Raw genomic sequence first — 17,903 nt, forward strand, 5'->3', positions numbered from 1 at the left:
CTCCTTTCTTTTCTATTTTTGTAAGCGCCTACATATAATATTACATCATTTACCAAATTTTAGGCAACGACTAAATTATGTTCTGGATTCCTCTTGAAGCTTTCCAATCCATATCCTGCATACAGGAATCCGAAAAATGGCTAGCGATGCTGTTTTAAACTTAATAAATCCATATTTACTTCTATGTTGAGCCAAAGAATCCATTATTCTCCTTTTCCGTTCACTGCAAATAAGATACGATTAAATTTGAATGATTAAAAACTGTAATAATAAGGAGATGATGAAATGGCGATCAAAGAAGAATTCAAAGGTAAAAACATCATTGTTCCTGAGAATCCGGTATCTAATTTCCTGTTCAGCAACACGGGATCTGCGCCCATATGGTTAATCATTCGCTTATACCTAGGCTATGCCTGGTTAAGTGCGGGCTGGCATAAGGTTACCAGCGATCAGTGGGTTGGGAGCAATGCCGGCGCGGGACTGACGGGATTCGTTAAAGGAGCCGTCGGCAAAGCGGCGGAAGGAAAAGACGTAACCGGATGGTATGCGTCATTTCTGGAAAGCATGGTGCTGCCGAATGCCACGCTGTTCTCTTACCTCGTTGCTTTCGGCGAGCTGCTTGTGGGGCTTGGCCTCATCCTTGGTTTGTTGACGGGAATCGCCGCCTTCTTCGGCGCTTTCATGAATGCCAGCTTCCTGTTTGCAGGCACCTTGAGTACAAATCCGCTGTTGTTCATACTTGCTACGTGGATTGTGCTGGCCTGGAAGGTCGCAGGTTGGTACGGGTTAGACCGCTGGGCACTCCCGCTGCTAGGAACACCATGGAGCAGCCGGGGGCGAAATAAAGGCAGTCGTGCCGATGCATCATAAATAACTGCAGGGGCTGCCAAGGAAATAGCGTTAACAACATGTTAAATTGAACGGCGCTATCACATGACCGCCTAATTATGGAGGATGGACAACCGGCATGGAATGGAATCGCTCAAAAATGCCTTTAGAGACACCGTTATTAATGAAGAGCGATATGTTCCATTGCCGGTGTTCATTGCTCCGCCAAGTAAATTAACGAAGAGCATCATCATCATGATTGGCCTGGCATCGTAAATCCGTATCATTCCGCCTGCATGTCTATTAATCTGTTTGATTTTTCGTATAGAGTTATGGAATTGAACGCTAAATGATAAATTCTATTTGATTTTTCATGCAGATCTGTCCATTTTGCTCGCTCAGAGTAAAATATATATGAATTTTCATATACAATCGTCCGATGACATTAAGCGGAAACCACAGTAGTTGATGACCCGCCCGAACACTCCCCTTGCTACGGCTCTAACCCCCCTCTTCTCCATGAATAAGCGGCAATATTTAATGATCAGCACCGTGCGCAGTTCCAGTTCGCCCTTTTGAGGATCTAAATACATTTTGAAACAATTGCCAATGCATTAACGTAATAACAGAAACAGGACCATTATAATATCTTAATGATTAAGAAATATTTGGAGCTCCTGCAATTAAACTCTGTTAAAATTATCACAACGATCCATCGTATCCCCCTAGCTTTGGCAGAGGAGGTGTGTATTTTGAATAGTTCGAATATCTTTAAACTCACGGGGCTTATTGTCGGAATCGTATTCCTCAATATTGTTATTCTGTCCCCGGGATTAATAGGGGTGGAGATCGGAGGAGCGAGCGCTTTCCAGACAGCATTAGGCATTACACTGTTAGTCATTAGCATCCTTGTCGTGCTTTACGGGAGCTATATCTGGGTTATTAAAGTTCCTGTTGTAACGCCTGTAAGAGACATACAAACACACGAAGACTACATAATTGCTCTCAGCCATTACAAAAATGAAAAAGCGCTTAAAAAGGATATTCTTCTCGCTTTGGATCAACTGGATCGCATGGAGAAGAGAAGGGACACCTTCGCCGATGTTCTTAGTCAAAGATTTGATCCGGCTGAACTTAGCTATAAAAGGTTCAATTCGGTAATTTATGAGGTTGAGCAGCTGTTCTACCTCAATATCAAAGGCATTCTGAACAAGCTTAGCGTATTCAACGCTTCCGAGTTCCCTATTTTTACCGGTCAACAAACCGCCAGGCAGTTTTCAGAGAAAATAGTTCAACAAAAAACAAAGCTCTACCACGAATATTTAAATTATGTGACAGGGTACCTTGAAGCAAATGAAGAAATTTTGCTCAAGCTGGATAAGCTTCTGCTGGAAATATCTCTGCTTGGAAGTACGGATTACCGTGAAATTGAGGAGATGCCCTGCATGAAGGAAATAGATGCTCTAATCAATCAGACCAAATACTATAAGTAAGAAAGGAAGATGTGAATGGCCAGCAAAGGCAAAGCGTTTTTAACATTAACGATCATTGCCGTAGTTGTATTTGCTCTTATCTATTTTGGCATTAACTTAACATCTAATTTGGGTAAGTCCCAAACGCAAATATCCTCGGAAGATGCAAATAAACGCCTGGAAAAGCTCTATAAAGATATTAGAGTTACTAGCGCGGAAGCCATTAAGGGGCAAATCGATCTTGATCCCGTATCCGTCGGCGACTCCCTTCCCGATATTTCTAAATTTCCGATATCCGTGAACAACACGACAGACAGCTTTGTTGAGATTTTCTCCTCTACAGAGAAGTCCGGTACAGGTGCCGATGGATGGCTGAATGAGGTGGCTGAGGATTTCAACAGCGCTAATGTCACCGTGAACGGCAAGGCGGTTTCCGTCAAGATCCGCAACATCGCTTCAGGTACAGCTACAGATTACATAAGATCAGGCAAGTATATCCCTGACGCTTTTACCCCTTCCAATGAGCTCTGGGGAGAAATGGTCAAGGCGCAGGGCATTAAGACCCAGCTGATATCCGACCGTCTTGCCGGTAACGTGGCGGGCATTGTATCCAGTAAGGCTAAATATGATGAACTCGTAGACAAATACGGGGCTTTAAACGTCAAGACGATTACAGAGGCTATCGCCGATAACGAGCTGTCCATGGGGTACACGGATCCTTTTGCCAGCTCCACGGGCATCAACTTTCTAGTCACGGCGCTCAAGACCTTCGACAGCTCCAATTTACTCGGTGACAAAGCAGTTCAAGGATTCGAGAAATTCCAGGCCAACGTTCCTTTTACCGCTTCAACTACGCTGCAAATGCGCGAGGCTGCGAACACAGGCATGCTGGATGCCTTCGTCCTAGAATATCAAATCTACGCAAATTCCCAAGATCTGAAGGGCGGCTATGTATTTACGCCTTTTGGCGTCCGGCATGACAGTCCGCTATATGCCCTGGGCGACTTGCCTCAGGAGAAAATGGAGATCATCAAGAGGTTTGCAGAGTTTACCCAGCAGGATAAATACCAGAGCCTAGCTAAGAAAAAAGGATTTAACGGCCTTGATGATTATCGTGCAGAGCTGGATGTGGTCGATGGAAATACTCTATCGGCAGCGCAAAAGCTATGGAAGGAAAAAAAGGACGGCAACAAGCCAATCGCCGCCGTATTCGTAGCTGATGTCTCCGGCAGTATGGCAGGCGAGCCTTTGAATCGCTTGAAGGAATCGCTGTTAACCGGTCAGAAATACCTGGGCCGCAATAACAGCATCGGCTTCGTTTCTTATTCCGACGACGTAACCATTAATCTGCCAATTGGTAAATACGATACGAACCACCAGTCTATGTTTGTCGGTGCGATTAACAGCCTTCAGGCTAGCGGAGGAACAGCAACATTTGACGGCATTGTGGTCGCAGTAAAGATGCTCCAAGACGAGCTCGCGGCTAATCCCGACGTGAAACCGCTGATTTTTGTATTAAGCGACGGAGAAACCAATGAAGGGCACTCCCTTAAAGATATCCGAGGTTTGATCGAGACCTACAAAATCCCGATTTACACGATTGGCTACAATGCCAACATTAAGGCGCTCGAAAGCATTTCTAGCATTAATGAAGCGGCCAGCATCAATGCCGATACCGATGATGTGGTGTATAAGATCAGCAACCTGCTTAACGTGCAGATGTAGATTTCTTAATCAAGAGGAGGAATGACATGTCATTTTCGATGGAAGTTATCAATCCGGAAGAGATAAAGTCTGCCATTGAGGAGCAGGTAAAGCCCGATAACGAGGAAGTGTCGCAGCTCAAAGAGCTGGCCTTGAACAATGTCTCGGCGATTTTGGATCTAGATATCGAGTCGCTGGAGAAACGGAAAGCAATATTGCAGTCGATTGACAGCTTCGGCATGAGCACCATGAGGGTGTCCTCCGAAAAAAACGCCCTGCTGCATGTCTCTGTCGGAAACTTATCAAAAACGGGCGATGACGGCGGCCAGGTCGCCAAAGGCTTGACGGAGCTGCATATCCAATTGAAAGATTTAGACCCGAGTTTGATCGACTTCACTAAGACCGGCATCCTGGGCAAATTTTTCAATCCTCTGCGGCATTATTTTGCCAAATTCGAAAAAGCCGACGCCGTCATTTCCGGCATCATCAGCTCGCTCGACAAAGGCAAGTCCATGCTAAAGAACGACAATACGACATTAGAGTTTGAACAGCAGGCACTCCGAGATCTCACGAAAAAGCTGCAAAAGGAAATCCAATTAGGCATGCTGATGGACGAAGAAATCGAATCCCAGCTTGGTGCGGCAAAGCTTCGACAGGAATCCGAAGAAAAAATCAGATTTATCACCGAAGAAGTGCTATTTCCTTTGCGTCAGCGCGTGATGGATTTGCAGCAAATGCTGGTCGTCAATCAGCAGGGAATCATGGCCATTGAAGTCGTCATGCGAAATAATAAAGAGTTGATTAGAGGAGTCGACAGAGCCAGAAATGTTACGGTTTCCGCTCTAAAAATATCAGTTACTGTAGCAAGCGCACTCTATAATCAAAAAATTGTCCTGAAAAAGATTGAACTCCTCAATCAAACGACGAACAACTTAATCAGCAGCACCTCCAGAATGCTGAAAGATCAAGGTGCGGCCATTCAAAAGCAAGCCCTTGAAACGAGCATTTCGGTGGACACGCTGAAACAAGCGTTTACCGATGTTCTGTCCGCCTTGGATTCCATTAGCACTTATAAGCAGGATGCGCTCCCTAAAATGCGGGAAACCATTCATCAGTTCAGAGAACTTGCCGAGAACAGCGAGGTCCAAATTCAACGTTTGGAAAAGGGGCATAAATTAGGCTTTTAATATAAAGTGATTGGCGCAGATATAAAATAGCGCATGCTACAAGCATGCGCTATTTTGCATCAATTGCACCGTCAACATAATCTCAAAGAAGGTATACCCGCCTAAATATCCGTAAATGAATCAATATATATGTAAGGCTCCAGCTTTTATGAGGCCCGTTTAATGCTGAACTCATGCCAAATCGAATCTTTTTCCCCCAGCAGCTCTTTGCCATTCCAGAGAATATCATAAATATCGCCTTCGTAAGCAATAGCCCGGCCCAATGCGAATGAAATGAAATAGTCTTTCCAGGAGTCAAAGATAAGGCTTGCTGCATCGGCCGCTCTCCCGATATACCCCCAGGCCTGTTCTTCCGTTATGTATCCGACGATGAAGCTCCACCTTGCAATATTTACAGCCCGGTCATAGTCCCAGGCAGCAATCGTCTCCACCCGGGCAAAATCAGATTCCGTAAAAGAAAGCTTCTTAATCAACTCTCTTTTGGCAGACTCGTAGCAATCCTGTGATTTGCCCACTTCCTCTGCGGTAAAGCTCTGCCCGGCATGAAGCGCCGCCAGCAGTTCATTGTAATCGGCACGATGTCCTTCTGTCAAAAGCCACTCAAGGGTTTCAACTGCTTCCTCTGAATTGCTAATGTCCCAGGCAGATGCAAGCCCCTGCCTCAATGTGTCCAACCCGGTCTTCACCGGCAGAATTCTTGGCGACTCAGAACGGTACAGAGCAAGATTAGCTCCGTAGGCCAATAAATGCTGCTTCTCGTTAGGCAAACGGTGGGACTGCTCCATTTCAAGCCGCAGTTTCTTATTCTGCTTATCGAGCCGCTTGCTTGATACAAGCAAACCCACGATAACCAGTACTACAATTGCTACAATAACGCCTACAACAACCAATAAAATCTTCAAAACGTCACTTTCCTCTCTCCTTAATCCAATTCCAACTCAAATATGTGGAAATTGTCTTGTAGCTATATCGGCATGTTAAGAAATAAATTTTAGGAATATAACAAAAAAGCCGAGAAAGCTCCGACCTCTGTCGGCAGCTTGTCTCAGCCAGTAAATCTATGCCCAAAGTTAGTTTTTAAATATCCGTCAGCTCCAGTACCACGGGGCAATGATCGCTCCCCATCACATGGCAATCGATCTGCGCACCCGCCAGGCTTTCGCCGAGCTTGGCCGAAGCCAGAAAATAATCGATTCTCCAGCCGATGTTGCGCTCCCGGACCTTCGGCATGTAAGACCACCAGCTGTAGACATCCGTCCGATCCGGATAAAAATAGCGGAACGTATCGATAAACCCGGCCTCCAGCAGCTGCGTCATTTTCTCCCGCTCCTCCAGTGTAAAGCCAGAATTTCCGACATTTGACTTGGCGTTCTTGATATCAATCTCCCGGTGCGCCACGTTCATATCTCCTGTGGCAATTACCGGTTTATGCTGATCCAGCTCCACCAAATAGTGTCGGAACCGCTCCTCCCACTCCAGCCTGTAAGGCAGCCTGGATAAGTCCCGCTTCGCATTCGGCGTGTACACATTCACTAAATAGAAGGACTCGAACTCCAGCGTAATGATCCGCCCTTCCGGCTCTGAATCCTCCTCGATTCCGTATCGCACGGACAACGGCTTGATTCTAGTAAATACGGCCGTACCCGAATAACCCTTCTTCTCGGCGTAGTTCCAGTACTGTTCATATTCCTCGCCCAGTTCGAGATCAATTTGCCCCGCCTGAAGCTTCGTTTCCTGCACGCAAAATATATCGGCATCCGCTGCCCGGAAATAATCATAAAACCCTTTGTTGACGCATGCTCTCAGTCCGTTGACATTCCATGACACCAGTTTCATTTCTTCCGTCTCCCTTTGCCCATTTCATGGCCAAATCTATTATAATAATGTATTATAAGTTCTCTTTTATTTTGAAGGTTACACTCACATTTTACAATGTTTATTCAAATTTTACGCATGTTTACCCGATAAATAGGTAGAGAACTATATTTTTTTGCATGATAGGCAGTAAAGGGGGTCACACATCATGTCCGAAAAAAAAGTTGCATCTCAGCAGCCGTCCTCAAAATCAGCCGCCGTCTTTACATCGAAATCGCATTTTGAACAAATTCTGCAGAGCAACAAGTCACTGATATCTATATTTCAGGATTGCATCGCCCATATAAAAGAGCATCTATCAGGCACCTATCTGTTTTTATTAACCGACGCAGAAGGTGTGCTGATCGCCATGGACTATTGCAAGACGCTGGAGGAGGTCGTTCGCCAATCCGAAATCCGGGTAGGCATGTATTTTACGGAGGAGAGCTGCGGGGTTAACGCTATTTCGGAAGCTATGGCCAAGCAAGGACCGATCTATTTGCCACCTGAAGAGCATGAAAGTCCTTTTTTCAAGACCTGGCACTGTTTCTCAACACCGTTGACCCTTGGTTCGAAAACGATAGGCTACCTAGACGTCTCAACCATTAACGCGAATATGAAAAGCGAGCTGATCGCCATCGCCAAGCTGATCCCTGGCAACATGCTGAGCAGCATGCAGAGCCTGCCCGAGCCTTCGCCCGCGGAAGAACGCCCGGTACAGCTTACCGAGCGCCAGCTCCATGTGCTCAGACTCATCTCCCAGGGACAGACGGTGAAGTCGATTGCCATCAAATTGAACATCAAAGAATGTACTGTGAATCATCATAAAAAAATCATCTTCGAGAAGCTTGGTGTTCAATCCAGTACGGAAGCAGTTTCGATCGCCAGTCGGATGTCCTATTTATAGACAATTTTTACAATTCTTCAGACCTATACTTTCTTATAGGTGAACTATGTCATAGACTATGTTAAAGTTTTTAACAGATACCTGAACAATGCAATACCCTAATTCTCGACAAAACATAGTCCAGATCCCTTCGCGATGGGATTATGATGCACCGGAACGGTAAGATGATCGGTAAATCGGGTTCACTGCTCATCCTGCCAGTCCAGCCTGCATCTTCACGGACGCATACCCAAAAGAGGAGACAGCCATCGACGCTGCCTCCTCTTTTGCATTCCCGTAACCGGCTGCGGGTGGGGGATTGAACTAGGTCAGCTCGCCCTTGGGCCTGGTTCTCCGCACCCCGCCTCTGCGTCTCGCCTTTATTCTGTCCCAGACTCGCCTCATCAGCAGCGTGATCCCGCCGATTAACGCAACCAGCCCCAGACTGATCCACAGCCCCGGCCGGCTCTTGTCATGAAACATTGTGCCGCTTACCGCCAGCAGAATGATACCCGTGCTGCCCCAGCGCTTGATCTGCTCCCATCCGCCAAGCTCTAGCAGGCTGCCTGCCGTGAAGAGAATGAAAATCCAATTGTACATCAGCATAAGCCCGGCAGCGGTCGTTACGTATTCGTACATCTTCTCTGGCAGAAGCAGGGCTAGCAAAATGGAGCCGCCCAGGGCAACTGCGGTAACCCCGATTGCGTAATAAGGGGTTTTCTTCTTCCCGCGGCTTACCTTGGCGAACAGTGGCGGAGCGTCCTTGTTTTTGGCCAGCGTCACCAGAATCGTAATGACGGCGAACAGTGATGCAACCATCGTGGAAAATCCGGCAATAATGAAAATCCCATTAAAAAAATGGGGCACAAAACTTAAGCCGTACCCTTTCAGCGCTATGACAAACGGACTTTCCTTCGCCCCCATCGTTTTCCAGGGCACCAGGCTTAAAGCCGCCACCAGCGAAGCGATGTACAGGATGGCTAATGTTCCGATCATCCAGCGCCCTGCCTTTGGAGCTTCCTCCGGGTTCTTTAACCGGATTGCCAGCATCCCCATAACCTCGATGCCGCCGAATGCGTAAAAGGCATAAATAAGGCTGGACCATCCGCCGATCGCTCCTGTCGGAAAGAGAGGCACTGGCCAGCTTGGCGTATGCTTGCCTCCACCGAGCCAGCCCATAAGCGCGGAGCCTGCCAAGCCAAGGAAAGCAATGATTGCTGCTAGCTTGACCACCGCAAACAAATGCTCCGCCCGTTCAAAGCCTTTTGTCCCCAAAATGATAATAAACAAACCAAGCACCGCATATACCGAGGCGAATACCCACATCGGGACTCCAGGGAACCACAGCCGGGTGAACAGGGACAAGGCCGCCATTTGGCTTCCCATAATGAGAATCTCCGAAGAGAAATACACCCAGCCGCTGCTGAAGCCGGCCCAGCGTCCAAAGGCATTGCGCGCATATACGCAAAATGAGCCTTCCTGAGGATCTTTTGAGGACATTTTGGCGAGTACGTCAAATACGACAAATGTTCCAGCCGCAGCCAGAATAAATGCCGGAATTATAGCCGGGCCGCCGATTTGGATCCCTACGCCCGTCCCGAGAAAATAGCCCGTTCCATCGTGCAAGCGACTCCCATCAAAGATAACTGCCACCATTTCAGCAGTTTATCCTTCGTATCTTTGCTTGTTTCGTTCAACGCACCGGACTCCCTTATCCACATATTTGCACACAGTTATCGTTTATTGTGCTGACAAAGGAGCGTAAATATTCAGGCCGCCGCCTGACGCTGCGGGGGTATGCCAAGAAAGCGGCTCCGCAATAAGAGAGCCGCCTTAAACAGCCATATGCTTATTTTTGCTCGATTTGATCGAAATAGTTCTCTTGCACAAACTTCGCGGCGGCATCAAGCTGCTTCTTGGAATCCGTTCCTTTCTTCGAGAAGGATTCCTGCACGACATTGGACATCGTCGCATAATAGTCCTGCGTGCCAAACTGCGCTTCGGGTTTGCCTTCCAGCAGATTGAACAGCTCTGGATCATACTTGTACACGTTGTCGTATTTTTCGTAAATCGCCTTCACCTTGGCCGCATACTCGGAGTCGTCGCTGAAATACTCCAGCGGCGTCGGAACAAAATACTTGCCCTCCGCTTTACGGGCCTGGATCGTATCCTCTACGGACTTCAGCGCTTCATCTGTAAAGTAGTCGAATGTGATGTAACGGAAAGCCATCTCCTGTTCATCTTTCGTCGCGTTTGGATTAATGACGAGATAATTGCCGCCCAGGATTCCGTAATGCTTGCCGCCTTTCTCCGCGGCAGGCATTGGATACGCCACGACATCCTCCGGCTTCATGCCGCCCTCGTTTAATGCCGCCTGCAGTACGTCGAACGCCCCGGCAATGACCATCGCCGTACGGCCCTGCTGGAAGGAGCTGACCGCATCGCCCCAGCCCAGGGCCCAATCCTGCGGAATGGCGTTTGCTTCCCATCTCAGCTTCTTGTAGAAGTCCAGCGCCTTCACACCGGCCTCAGAATTGAACACCGCCTTGACCTTGCCATCCTCCACCGTCTCGATATCCCCGCCGGCTTCAAACAGGAAATTTGTCCAGTTCCAGCCAGCCTCATTCCCTTTACCCATCGGCGCAATGCCGGAAATGCCTTTCTTCGGATCGGCAGCCGCCTTGGCGACGTTGTACATATCGTCCCAGGTCCAGTCCAGAGCAGGGAGCGTAATGCCTTTATCCTCCACCAGCTTCTTGTTCACAACCGTTGAAGTAATATATCCGTTCTGCGTAACGCCGTAAATTTTGCCATCGACGTTAAACTGGCTTTGTAATACCTCATTCATCTGATCCTTGTATTCCCAGTTGTTCCACAGCTCTGTAATATCGGCGACCCAGCCGCGCTCCACGAGGAAGTTCGCTTCGGTAGCCCAAGTGTTGTAGAATGTCGGGGCCTCGTTGGCAGCCATTTTCACGCCGATTTCATTGACGTCATAAGCCCAGTCGTCTTTAATGATCGTCACGTTCGGGTATTTTGCCTGAAACCGGGCGATTTTATCGTCCTCCTGCTGTCTGAGCGTCGTTTCGTCCGGCAGCGGATAATGAATTCTAATCGTAATTTTCCGCGAGGTGATGTCGTCGGCAGGCTCTTCGGCCTGCCCGGTATTACTGCTGCCGCCCCCATTGCCGGCAGCCCCTCCCTCTTCCTTGACCTTCGCATTGCCGCCGCTGCATGCCGCCAGAAGCGTTCCAAACAGCAGAAGGCACATCAGTACTGCTAAGAACTTGCGCATCGATACTCCCCTTTTCCTATTTGTTGTTGGTTGCATATTTATCATAGAAGACGACCGGTCCAGAACACGATGTGCATTCATATGGCGATCGTGTGCAGGGCTACGGAAACGCGTATGCTACCCCTTAACCGCTGACAGGCTGACACTGCGCATAATAAATTTCTGAAAGACAAGGAAGACGAAAATGGGCGGCACCATGACCATAAACAAAATATTAAATTTAACGCTGCTATCCAGCGATCTCGCGTTAATCACATATTTGTAGATCGCGGTGGCCAATGTGTATTTGTCCTCTGTATGCATGACCAGCGAGGGCCAGAACCAGTCGTTCCAGGCCGAGGAGAAAATAAAGATCGCCAACGTAGCGAAGATCGGTATGGACAGCGGCAGCGCAATCCGTGTAAAGCTGGTCAGCTCCGAGGCGCCGTCGATCCGCGCCGCTTCGAAGATTTCCGGGTGAATGCCGTCAAAGAAATTTTTAATGAGCAGAAAATAGTACGCGCTCGCCCCGGCCGGAAGCCAGAATGCCCAATATGTATTCAATAGCCCGAGCTCTTTCAGGTTCACGAAATTCGGAATCATGTAGCTGGCCGCCGGAATAAACAGCGTCATCAGGATGAAGAAATAAACCGCCCGGCTGTAGGGCACGCGAATACGCGAAATGCTAAAGGCCGCGAGCCCCAGCACCAGTACGGTCATCACCAGGTTGCCGCCAAAGATCAGCAGCGTATTTTTCAAAAACACAGGCAGTTTAATGTAGCCCCAGCCCTTCGTGAAATTTTCCCAGTGCCATTCCGTTGGAAAAAAGCGCGGAGGAAACGTATTGATCTCCTGATTCGTCTTCAGCCCGTTAAACATCGTCATAGCGATCGGATACAGCATCGTGAACGCCATGACCACTATGCACAGCACCATCAGACCGTATACGGCCCTATTGAGCGGCTTCCGCAAATCAGCTGCCGATAGAATACCTCTCTCTTCCATCCTAATAATCCTCCCTGTTCAGCTTATATTGCATGATGCCGAGCACGCTCAGCACTAGGAACATCAGTACGCCAAGCGCGGTTCCTGCCCCGTAATCAAGCTGCGTAAAGGCGTATTTTACTGTAAGCAGCGCATAGGTCAGCGTAGCCTTGTTCGGTCCTCCGTCCAGCATGGCCAGCTGCGATTGATAGGCCTGGGAGGTGCCGATGAGCTGCAAAATTAGCATCAATACGATCAAATTCCGCATTGAAGGCAGCGTAATGCATTTTATCCGGCTCCAGACGCCGGCCCCGTCGATTTCCGCGGCTTCGTACCAGTCCTTTGGAATGCTCAGTACCCCAGCCAAATAAATCAGCATCGCCGACCCGAACTGCTGCCAGGTCTCCATGACCACCAGCGATACCATGGACCAGCTGCCGTCGGAAATAAACGAAATCGGCTCCGCACCAAACCAGCCTAGCAGCGCATTGATCGGACCGACCGGATCATACATCCATCTCCACATCCCATATAGCACGACACCGGGCACGACGAATGGCAAATAAGCAGCGATCCGTGCAAACCCTTGGAAGAACCGGAGCTCGGATATGGCAATCGAGGCCGCAATCGGCACCCAGAAGCCAATTACCAAAGTTAATAACATGAAATAAAGCGTGTTGCGTACCGACAGGAGCACATCGGGATTGTTGAATATTTTGACATAGTTGTCGAAGCCGACAAAGGTGTTCCCTTTCACAAAATCGATATTATAGAAGCTGTACACGATGCCTTTCCCGATCGGCACCCACAAAAAAACGATAAATACCGCTATCGCCGGGACGAGAAACAAATACCCCCACATATATTTTTTCACGCGACTCCCTCATTCCTCTGTAGTGTCTAGCTTGGAACCTTTCTTTTATCTTAAAAAAATGAGGGAACGCCGAACATGTGCAAAACTATGTGAACTATAGCCGATCTTACTTCTTCAACTCGCTTGGGCTAACACCGAAGTATTTTTTGAAGATTTTACTGAAATGCTCCGGCGATTCGTAGCCGACGCGCTCCGCGATTTCGTAGCGGCGCAGATCGGTATTCAGAAGGAGGGATTTGCTCTCCTCCATGCGCAGCTTGATCACGTATTCCCACAAATTGTGGCCGGTGTTTTTTTTGAATAGATAGCTGAGATAATTGGGACTGACATGGTTTTTCTTAGCGACTTCATGGATGGTCAGCCCTTTCTGATGGTAGTTCTCTTCAATGTAGAGTCTGGCGCTTTCAACGATTCGGTTGCTTTGCGTCGTCAGTTCTTCGGCGGAGGGGTCCTGCGCGTAGTTATGCCAATTAAAATCGCCGTAATAGAACACATGATAATCCCCATGTCCTTCGCCCCACTGTATCGCTTTATCGGCCTGCTGCCCCAGTAAGGACAGGAACTCCGCTCCCTTCAGAATTTGACTGACACCTATCATGGCGGCCACGCCCAAATATTTGTGAACATGATGGTGCAGGCTGCGGCCAATCATCTCAAGCAGATTGATTTTGTTGACGTCCAGTTCGGCGTATTCCTGCTCGTTCCATTGGAGCACCAGACAGATTTCCCGTTCTGCGGTGCAGCAGGACAACGCATTCCATTCCTGGTAGAGCAGCTCCTTGGCCACATTTAGAGCCGCATACTCGAGCAGTTGGTGATCCCGGGCAGTATAAGCGCCATGATCTTCGACTGGCAAATCAAGCTTCATTTTCATCACGGCAAAATAAGGCCCCCGGAGCTCCAGCTCGCCGTGCTGCACCACGGCCTCATCCCAAGCGATGCCGGCCGCAGCAGGGACAGGGGCAGCCAGCAATCGCTTCAGTCCTTCGCACTGCTCGGGCTCAAGCTCCTCCATTTGAAAATGCTCCGCCTCCGGTGTCAAAAAGTTATGAATCAGCGGGACCGGCTTATCCATTTTGAGCAGGGCGTTCCGCACCGCGTCGAGAAATTGTCCGCTGTTCAGCGGCTTGATCAGATAATCCTTCGCCCCTAGCCTAATTGCCATCTGCGCATACTGAAACGTTTCATGGGCTGATATAATGATCGTCTGCACCCAAGGCTTGATCAGTTTGGCCTGCTGCATCAGCTCGATGCCGTTCATTTCTCCCATTTGGATGTCTGTGACGAGCAGATCAATCTCTTCCATACGAATGCAATCAAGCGCCTCCTGGCCGCTGTATGCGGTATGTACCAAGCCCAAATCCAGCCCCGATTCCTGCAGCAGTCCCGCCAAGCCTTTGCAAATCAACGGTTCATCGTCAACGAGCAAAATATTATACATATGCACTCCCCCTGTCTGTGATCTTCCTTGTTACGCTTGCCTGCCATATTTCTGTTATGTTTGCTTATTGCATCTGTTGGTGGTGTCTGTTGGCGGCGTCTGCTTGTCACATTGCACGTCATGTCGTTGTTACGGTTTGCTTGTTACTTCTGTTTGCCATCTTGGCCCGGTTCCTGCTGCTCCCGGCCTTGGAACGACTTCGGAAGATGCAGCGTTACCCTGGTGCCGCCTCCCGGGCGTCCGGCATAGCTCAATCCGAAAGATGCTCCGAAGTGCAGCTTGATGCGCTGATTAATATTGCCGATCCCGTAACCAAACGACGGGTCAGGGTTCCCTTCATGCAGCTGACGATTGATCCTATCATAGTCGACAGACTTATAGCCATTATCCTCAATGCGAATGAACAGATGCTCCTCATCTCCGGAGGCGCTGATCCATATTTCGCCGTCTTCTCCCATATGCCTCACCCCGTGGATGATTGCGTTCTCGATTAGCGGCTGCAGCGTAATTTTGGGGATGGCTGCCGGAAGCAGCTCCGCCGGAATATCGGTGCCAACGTGAAACTGATATTCGTACCGGTGCTGCTGCAGCTTAATATAGGCCGAGGCATGCTCCAGCTCTTCCTCCAGTGTTATCAACTCCCTGCCCCGGCTCAAGCTGATCTTCATCAGCTTGGACAGCTCCTTGATCATTTCGGCGGAGGCCGTATTGCCCTCTAGCGTGCTTTTCCAATAAATGCTCTCTAGCGTGTTGTACAACAAATGCGGATTGATCTGCTGATACAGCAGCTGTAGCTGGCTTTCCTTCTGCTTCAAGTCCATCGCGTATTTGTAATGCACTAGCGAGTTTAGGCGTCGCGCCATGTCGTATATCGTATAAATCAGCACGCTGATCTCGTCGTTCCTCTTCAGCCTCGGCGTTTCCGGGACGACGTTCCCCGGTTCATATCTTCTTACGAAATACACCAGCCGCTGCAGCGGCGTCATTAGCGAACGCCAGAAATACAGCAAAATAAACAGTCCAACCGCGAAATAAACGATCGAAATCAGCTGAATTACCTGTTTGATCTCGTTCTGCTGCTGGAGCAGTGCCTGCAAAGGGACCTTATATACGAGCTTCTGCTGAAGAACGTAATTATAATTAATGACATAAATAAACTTGTCGGTAATGACATCCGTCACCCCGATCATCGCCTCGCCGGAATCAGCCTTCGCAGGCAAGCTCAGTACGGCCTCGTGCCCGTGTGTGCTGGCCGCCAATATCCGGTTCTCCCCATCGGTAAAAAAGAGCTCTCCCTCCGGCAGTGATACCGTCCGCAGTGATTCGCCGATCCGGGCATCCAAGTTCGTCACAACCAGGACGCCGATCGTTCCATTTGTGTAAATACTGTTTATGGCCCGGATATAAGCCAGTGTTTTTTGGCTGCTCTGCCCCCTTGTGGGCGGAGACAAATGCTCCACAAGCCGCAGATATCCGCGCCCCTTCTTCACGATTGCCTCATCGAACCATTCCGGCTTCTCCGCGTCATCAAAAAAATATACTCCTGATTTGCGAGGACCCGGATAGAAGGGAGCGAAGCTGTATGTATTGTCAGGATCGTAAACGTACAGCGAATAATACAGCGGTTCGCGTTCGTCACTGTCCTGAGAGTAGGAGGCCAGAATTTTCTCCAGGTTTTCGTAGTTTTTTACCCGTTCCAGCACTGTCTCCTCCCTTGAAACCGGATTCAATTTCTGCAGCAGCGCATTCTGGAATACGGTCGAGCTCACCTTGTTGATCGCTTCGATATCACGGCTGATCAGTTTGAAATTTTGCTTATTGAGCTCGATGTAGGCGTTCGTCACATGCTGCTTCAAAATTTGCCCAGCCCGGTAGTTGCCATAAGCGTTCAGGACAAATAACGGAATGATTGCGACCAGAAACAGCAAAATAAGCTGCCGCTTCACATTCATTCTGTAGAGCGGATTCTTTAGTCTTATTTTCACCTGCCATGCACCCCCGGCATTTCAACTATATCAATTGTGAAAACGGGCAAGTATGCGCATTTCTATGCACATCATGGGCATTTCTTCGATTCTGCTACCCGGTCCTGTCAAAACACACGGCCGGTTCGGTCGGTCAAAGTTTGGTTGCGGAAATACTGCAATAATGCAGAGTTTCTCCGAGTATCTCCATACAATTGGCCTGAATGATGCTAAAGCGCAAAATGATCACCTGCCTCCCTTCAAATTAGCCCTAGACTGGAACAATTCCTGCACAACCTCACGCCCTCTAATAAAAGTGAAGTCTTTCCCTCCCATAAACGTAACTGCTAGATGGTCATGATTAGGTAACTAAATGTATTTCATACACGGCAAATAACCAGCGCGCTTTTTAACCTTATAAATGATTAGGTAACTAAATGTATTTCATACAGTTAGTTCATTGGTTTTTGCATTGTTAGGGGGAACTAACTGCAAAACCTACATTTAGTTTTAGGCGATTTCAACGAATGAACTCCATTCAGGCCAACTAACTGCATGTTTTACATTTAATGCATGGATTTTTGATAAAAGGGCTTAACTAGATGTATAAAATACATTTAGCTTGTACAGACAATGGCCCTCCATTTGTGAGCAAGCACACGTTGAGTATCATCCGGCAGCACTACACTGCTAGAGCGCACCCTGCCCCCTCACCATGGACTCATCCGGCAGCACTTCACCCCGAGCGCACCCTGCAGCACCTGCCGGGACGCATCCTGCAGCCCCCCGGCCCCCGGGGAGCGCCAGCTTTTTACGCAGCCCTACCTGGCTGCGAAAGATCCAAGCGTTGTCCTCTTCCACTTTTCATGCTCACGCCAAAAAACAATCCTGCCCAAAAAGCAGGATCGCTAAAACGAATAAATTTAGTTTCGCTTGATTTGATTAAATTAGTTCATATAGTCCAGCAATTACGCGAACTGCTTGCTGCAAAATATCGGGGCTGCGGATCCCCACCACCTTACAGCCAGCCGCCTTTCCCGCCTGCACTCCTGCACCGGTATCCTCAAATAGAGCGCATTCGGACGGCCTAAGCCCCAGCGCTTTGCTGCCCGTCGTTCCATATTTCCTCGTCCGAGCGGCTTACGTCTTTTTCCCGCTAGATTTACCGTCAGCTTGACCATAACCGTCCTTTGGCCTTGTTCCACTTTGCTTTCTTCGAACAGCCCGTTAAAGTAACTCCCCAGTAGTGTATCCCCGCGGTACCCTTCTTCCGGATACCCCTGACCCCCATATATTCGTTGCCTAGTGAAAAAATCGATTCCGACACCCGGTTCCGCCCCGCATCAAAACCAAAACCTTCCTCCACGACCTTCCACGGATCTACCGCCAAATATTTGTCCGCGATCTTTGGCATGCTTTCCCGACTCCTTTGTAC

The 17,903-nt window shown here is 48.7% G+C and carries 16 protein-coding genes and 1 pseudogene; 6 read left to right on the forward strand and 11 right to left on the reverse strand.

Going from position 1 to position 17,903, the window contains the following annotated elements:
- Window positions 1–285: 285 nt before the first annotated feature.
- From GNP95_RS06230 to GNP95_RS06250, 5 genes are all read left to right on the forward strand, one after another.
- Window positions 286–870: a DoxX family membrane protein gene (locus tag GNP95_RS06230; RefSeq protein WP_155609928.1), complete on the forward strand. Its 585-nt coding sequence runs from the start codon at window positions 286–288 to the stop codon at window positions 868–870.
- A gap of 84 nt (window positions 871–954) precedes the next feature.
- A complete protein-coding gene (locus GNP95_RS06235) occupies window positions 955–1,104 on the forward strand; it encodes a hypothetical protein (RefSeq protein ID WP_155609929.1) in 150 nt (49 codons plus the stop codon).
- A gap of 455 nt (window positions 1,105–1,559) precedes the next feature.
- Entirely contained in the window at window positions 1,560–2,321 is a 762-nt protein-coding gene (locus GNP95_RS06240; RefSeq protein WP_230873679.1) for a hypothetical protein, read from the forward strand.
- A gap of 15 nt (window positions 2,322–2,336) precedes the next feature.
- Complete coding sequence (locus GNP95_RS06245) at window positions 2,337–4,025, forward strand: vWA domain-containing protein (RefSeq protein WP_155609930.1); 1,689 nt, start codon at window positions 2,337–2,339, stop codon at window positions 4,023–4,025.
- A 26-nt stretch (window positions 4,026–4,051) separates the two neighbouring features.
- Window positions 4,052–5,191, forward strand: a complete 1,140-nt coding sequence (locus GNP95_RS06250; RefSeq protein WP_155609931.1) for a toxic anion resistance protein — start codon at window positions 4,052–4,054, stop codon at window positions 5,189–5,191.
- 146 nt (window positions 5,192–5,337) lie between these two features.
- On the opposite strand, the gene GNP95_RS06255 is transcribed toward GNP95_RS06250, so the two are convergent.
- Window positions 5,338–6,093 carry a DUF1266 domain-containing protein gene (locus GNP95_RS06255; RefSeq protein ID WP_155609932.1) on the reverse strand — a complete coding sequence of 252 codons (756 nt, stop codon included), beginning with the start codon at window positions 6,091–6,093 and terminating at the stop codon, window positions 5,338–5,340.
- A 175-nt stretch (window positions 6,094–6,268) separates the two neighbouring features.
- Window positions 6,269–7,027: an exodeoxyribonuclease III gene (locus GNP95_RS06260; RefSeq protein WP_155609933.1), complete on the reverse strand. Its 759-nt coding sequence runs from the start codon at window positions 7,025–7,027 to the stop codon at window positions 6,269–6,271.
- A gap of 187 nt (window positions 7,028–7,214) precedes the next feature.
- Between GNP95_RS06260 and GNP95_RS06265 the strand changes: the two genes are divergently transcribed.
- A complete protein-coding gene (locus tag GNP95_RS06265) occupies window positions 7,215–7,952 on the forward strand; it encodes a LuxR C-terminal-related transcriptional regulator (RefSeq protein ID WP_155609934.1) in 738 nt (245 codons plus the stop codon).
- Window positions 7,953–8,255: 303 nt separating this feature from the next.
- On the opposite strand, the pseudogene GNP95_RS06270 reads toward GNP95_RS06265, so the two are convergent.
- The 9 genes and pseudogenes from GNP95_RS06270 to GNP95_RS06310 all read right to left on the reverse strand — a co-directional run bounded on the left by GNP95_RS06270 (window position 8,256) and on the right by GNP95_RS06310 (window position 17,882).
- Window positions 8,256–9,652: pseudogene (locus tag GNP95_RS06270) on the reverse strand (amino acid permease).
- Between the two features lie 128 nt (window positions 9,653–9,780).
- Complete coding sequence (locus GNP95_RS06275; RefSeq protein WP_155609935.1) at window positions 9,781–11,226, reverse strand: ABC transporter substrate-binding protein; 1,446 nt, start codon at window positions 11,224–11,226, stop codon at window positions 9,781–9,783.
- 117 nt (window positions 11,227–11,343) lie between these two features.
- The gene (locus tag GNP95_RS06280; protein WP_155609936.1) at window positions 11,344–12,210 is read right to left on the reverse strand and encodes a carbohydrate ABC transporter permease; all 867 of its coding nucleotides are present in this window, start codon (window positions 12,208–12,210) and stop codon (window positions 11,344–11,346) included.
- A gap of 1 nt (window position 12,211) precedes the next feature.
- Window positions 12,212–13,051 (reverse strand): carbohydrate ABC transporter permease, encoded by an 840-nt coding sequence (locus tag GNP95_RS06285; RefSeq protein ID WP_155610057.1) that lies wholly within the window; start codon window positions 13,049–13,051, stop codon window positions 12,212–12,214.
- A 118-nt stretch (window positions 13,052–13,169) separates the two neighbouring features.
- Window positions 13,170–14,504 (reverse strand): response regulator, encoded by a 1,335-nt coding sequence (locus GNP95_RS06290; RefSeq protein WP_155609937.1) that lies wholly within the window; start codon window positions 14,502–14,504, stop codon window positions 13,170–13,172.
- Between the two features lie 143 nt (window positions 14,505–14,647).
- Window positions 14,648–16,489 (reverse strand): sensor histidine kinase, encoded by a 1,842-nt coding sequence (locus tag GNP95_RS06295; protein WP_330163275.1) that lies wholly within the window; start codon window positions 16,487–16,489, stop codon window positions 14,648–14,650.
- A gap of 669 nt (window positions 16,490–17,158) precedes the next feature.
- On the reverse strand, window positions 17,159–17,329 hold the full coding sequence (locus GNP95_RS06300) for a hypothetical protein (protein ID WP_155609938.1): 171 nt from the start codon (window positions 17,327–17,329) through the stop codon (window positions 17,159–17,161).
- Window positions 17,330–17,410: 81 nt separating this feature from the next.
- Window positions 17,411–17,566 carry an HAD-IA family hydrolase gene (locus GNP95_RS26715; RefSeq protein WP_155610059.1) on the reverse strand — a complete coding sequence of 52 codons (156 nt, stop codon included), beginning with the start codon at window positions 17,564–17,566 and terminating at the stop codon, window positions 17,411–17,413.
- A 70-nt stretch (window positions 17,567–17,636) separates the two neighbouring features.
- On the reverse strand, window positions 17,637–17,882 hold the full coding sequence (locus GNP95_RS06310; RefSeq protein ID WP_155609939.1) for a hypothetical protein: 246 nt from the start codon (window positions 17,880–17,882) through the stop codon (window positions 17,637–17,639).
- Window positions 17,883–17,903 lie beyond the last annotated feature (21 nt).

The organism is Paenibacillus woosongensis, assembly GCF_009725165.1.
GTDB lineage: Bacteria > Bacillota > Bacilli > Paenibacillales > Paenibacillaceae > Fontibacillus > Fontibacillus woosongensis.

Excerpts from the sequence above, each read along its gene's own strand:
- GNP95_RS06230 (WP_155609928.1), top strand. The coding sequence starts at position 286 with ATGGCGATCAAAGAAGAATTCAAAGGTAAAAACATCATTGTTCCTGAG.
- GNP95_RS06235 (WP_155609929.1), top strand. The coding sequence starts at position 955 with ATGGACAACCGGCATGGAATGGAATCGCTCAAAAATGCCTTTAGAGAC.
- GNP95_RS06245 (WP_155609930.1), top strand. The coding sequence starts at position 2,337 with ATGGCCAGCAAAGGCAAAGCGTTTTTAACATTAACGATCATTGCCGTA.
- GNP95_RS06250 (WP_155609931.1), top strand. The coding sequence starts at position 4,052 with ATGTCATTTTCGATGGAAGTTATCAATCCGGAAGAGATAAAGTCTGCC.
- GNP95_RS06260 (WP_155609933.1), bottom strand. The coding sequence starts at position 7,027 with ATGAAACTGGTGTCATGGAATGTCAACGGACTGAGAGCATGCGTCAAC.
- GNP95_RS06265 (WP_155609934.1), top strand. The coding sequence starts at position 7,215 with ATGTCCGAAAAAAAAGTTGCATCTCAGCAGCCGTCCTCAAAATCAGCC.
- GNP95_RS06275 (WP_155609935.1), bottom strand. The coding sequence starts at position 11,226 with ATGCGCAAGTTCTTAGCAGTACTGATGTGCCTTCTGCTGTTTGGAACG.
- GNP95_RS06280 (WP_155609936.1), bottom strand. The coding sequence starts at position 12,210 with ATGGAAGAGAGAGGTATTCTATCGGCAGCTGATTTGCGGAAGCCGCTC.
- GNP95_RS06285 (WP_155610057.1), bottom strand. The coding sequence starts at position 13,051 with ATGTGGGGGTATTTGTTTCTCGTCCCGGCGATAGCGGTATTTATCGTT.
- GNP95_RS06290 (WP_155609937.1), bottom strand. The coding sequence starts at position 14,504 with ATGTATAATATTTTGCTCGTTGACGATGAACCGTTGATTTGCAAAGGC.
- GNP95_RS06310 (WP_155609939.1), bottom strand. The coding sequence starts at position 17,882 with ATGCCAAAGATCGCGGACAAATATTTGGCGGTAGATCCGTGGAAGGTC.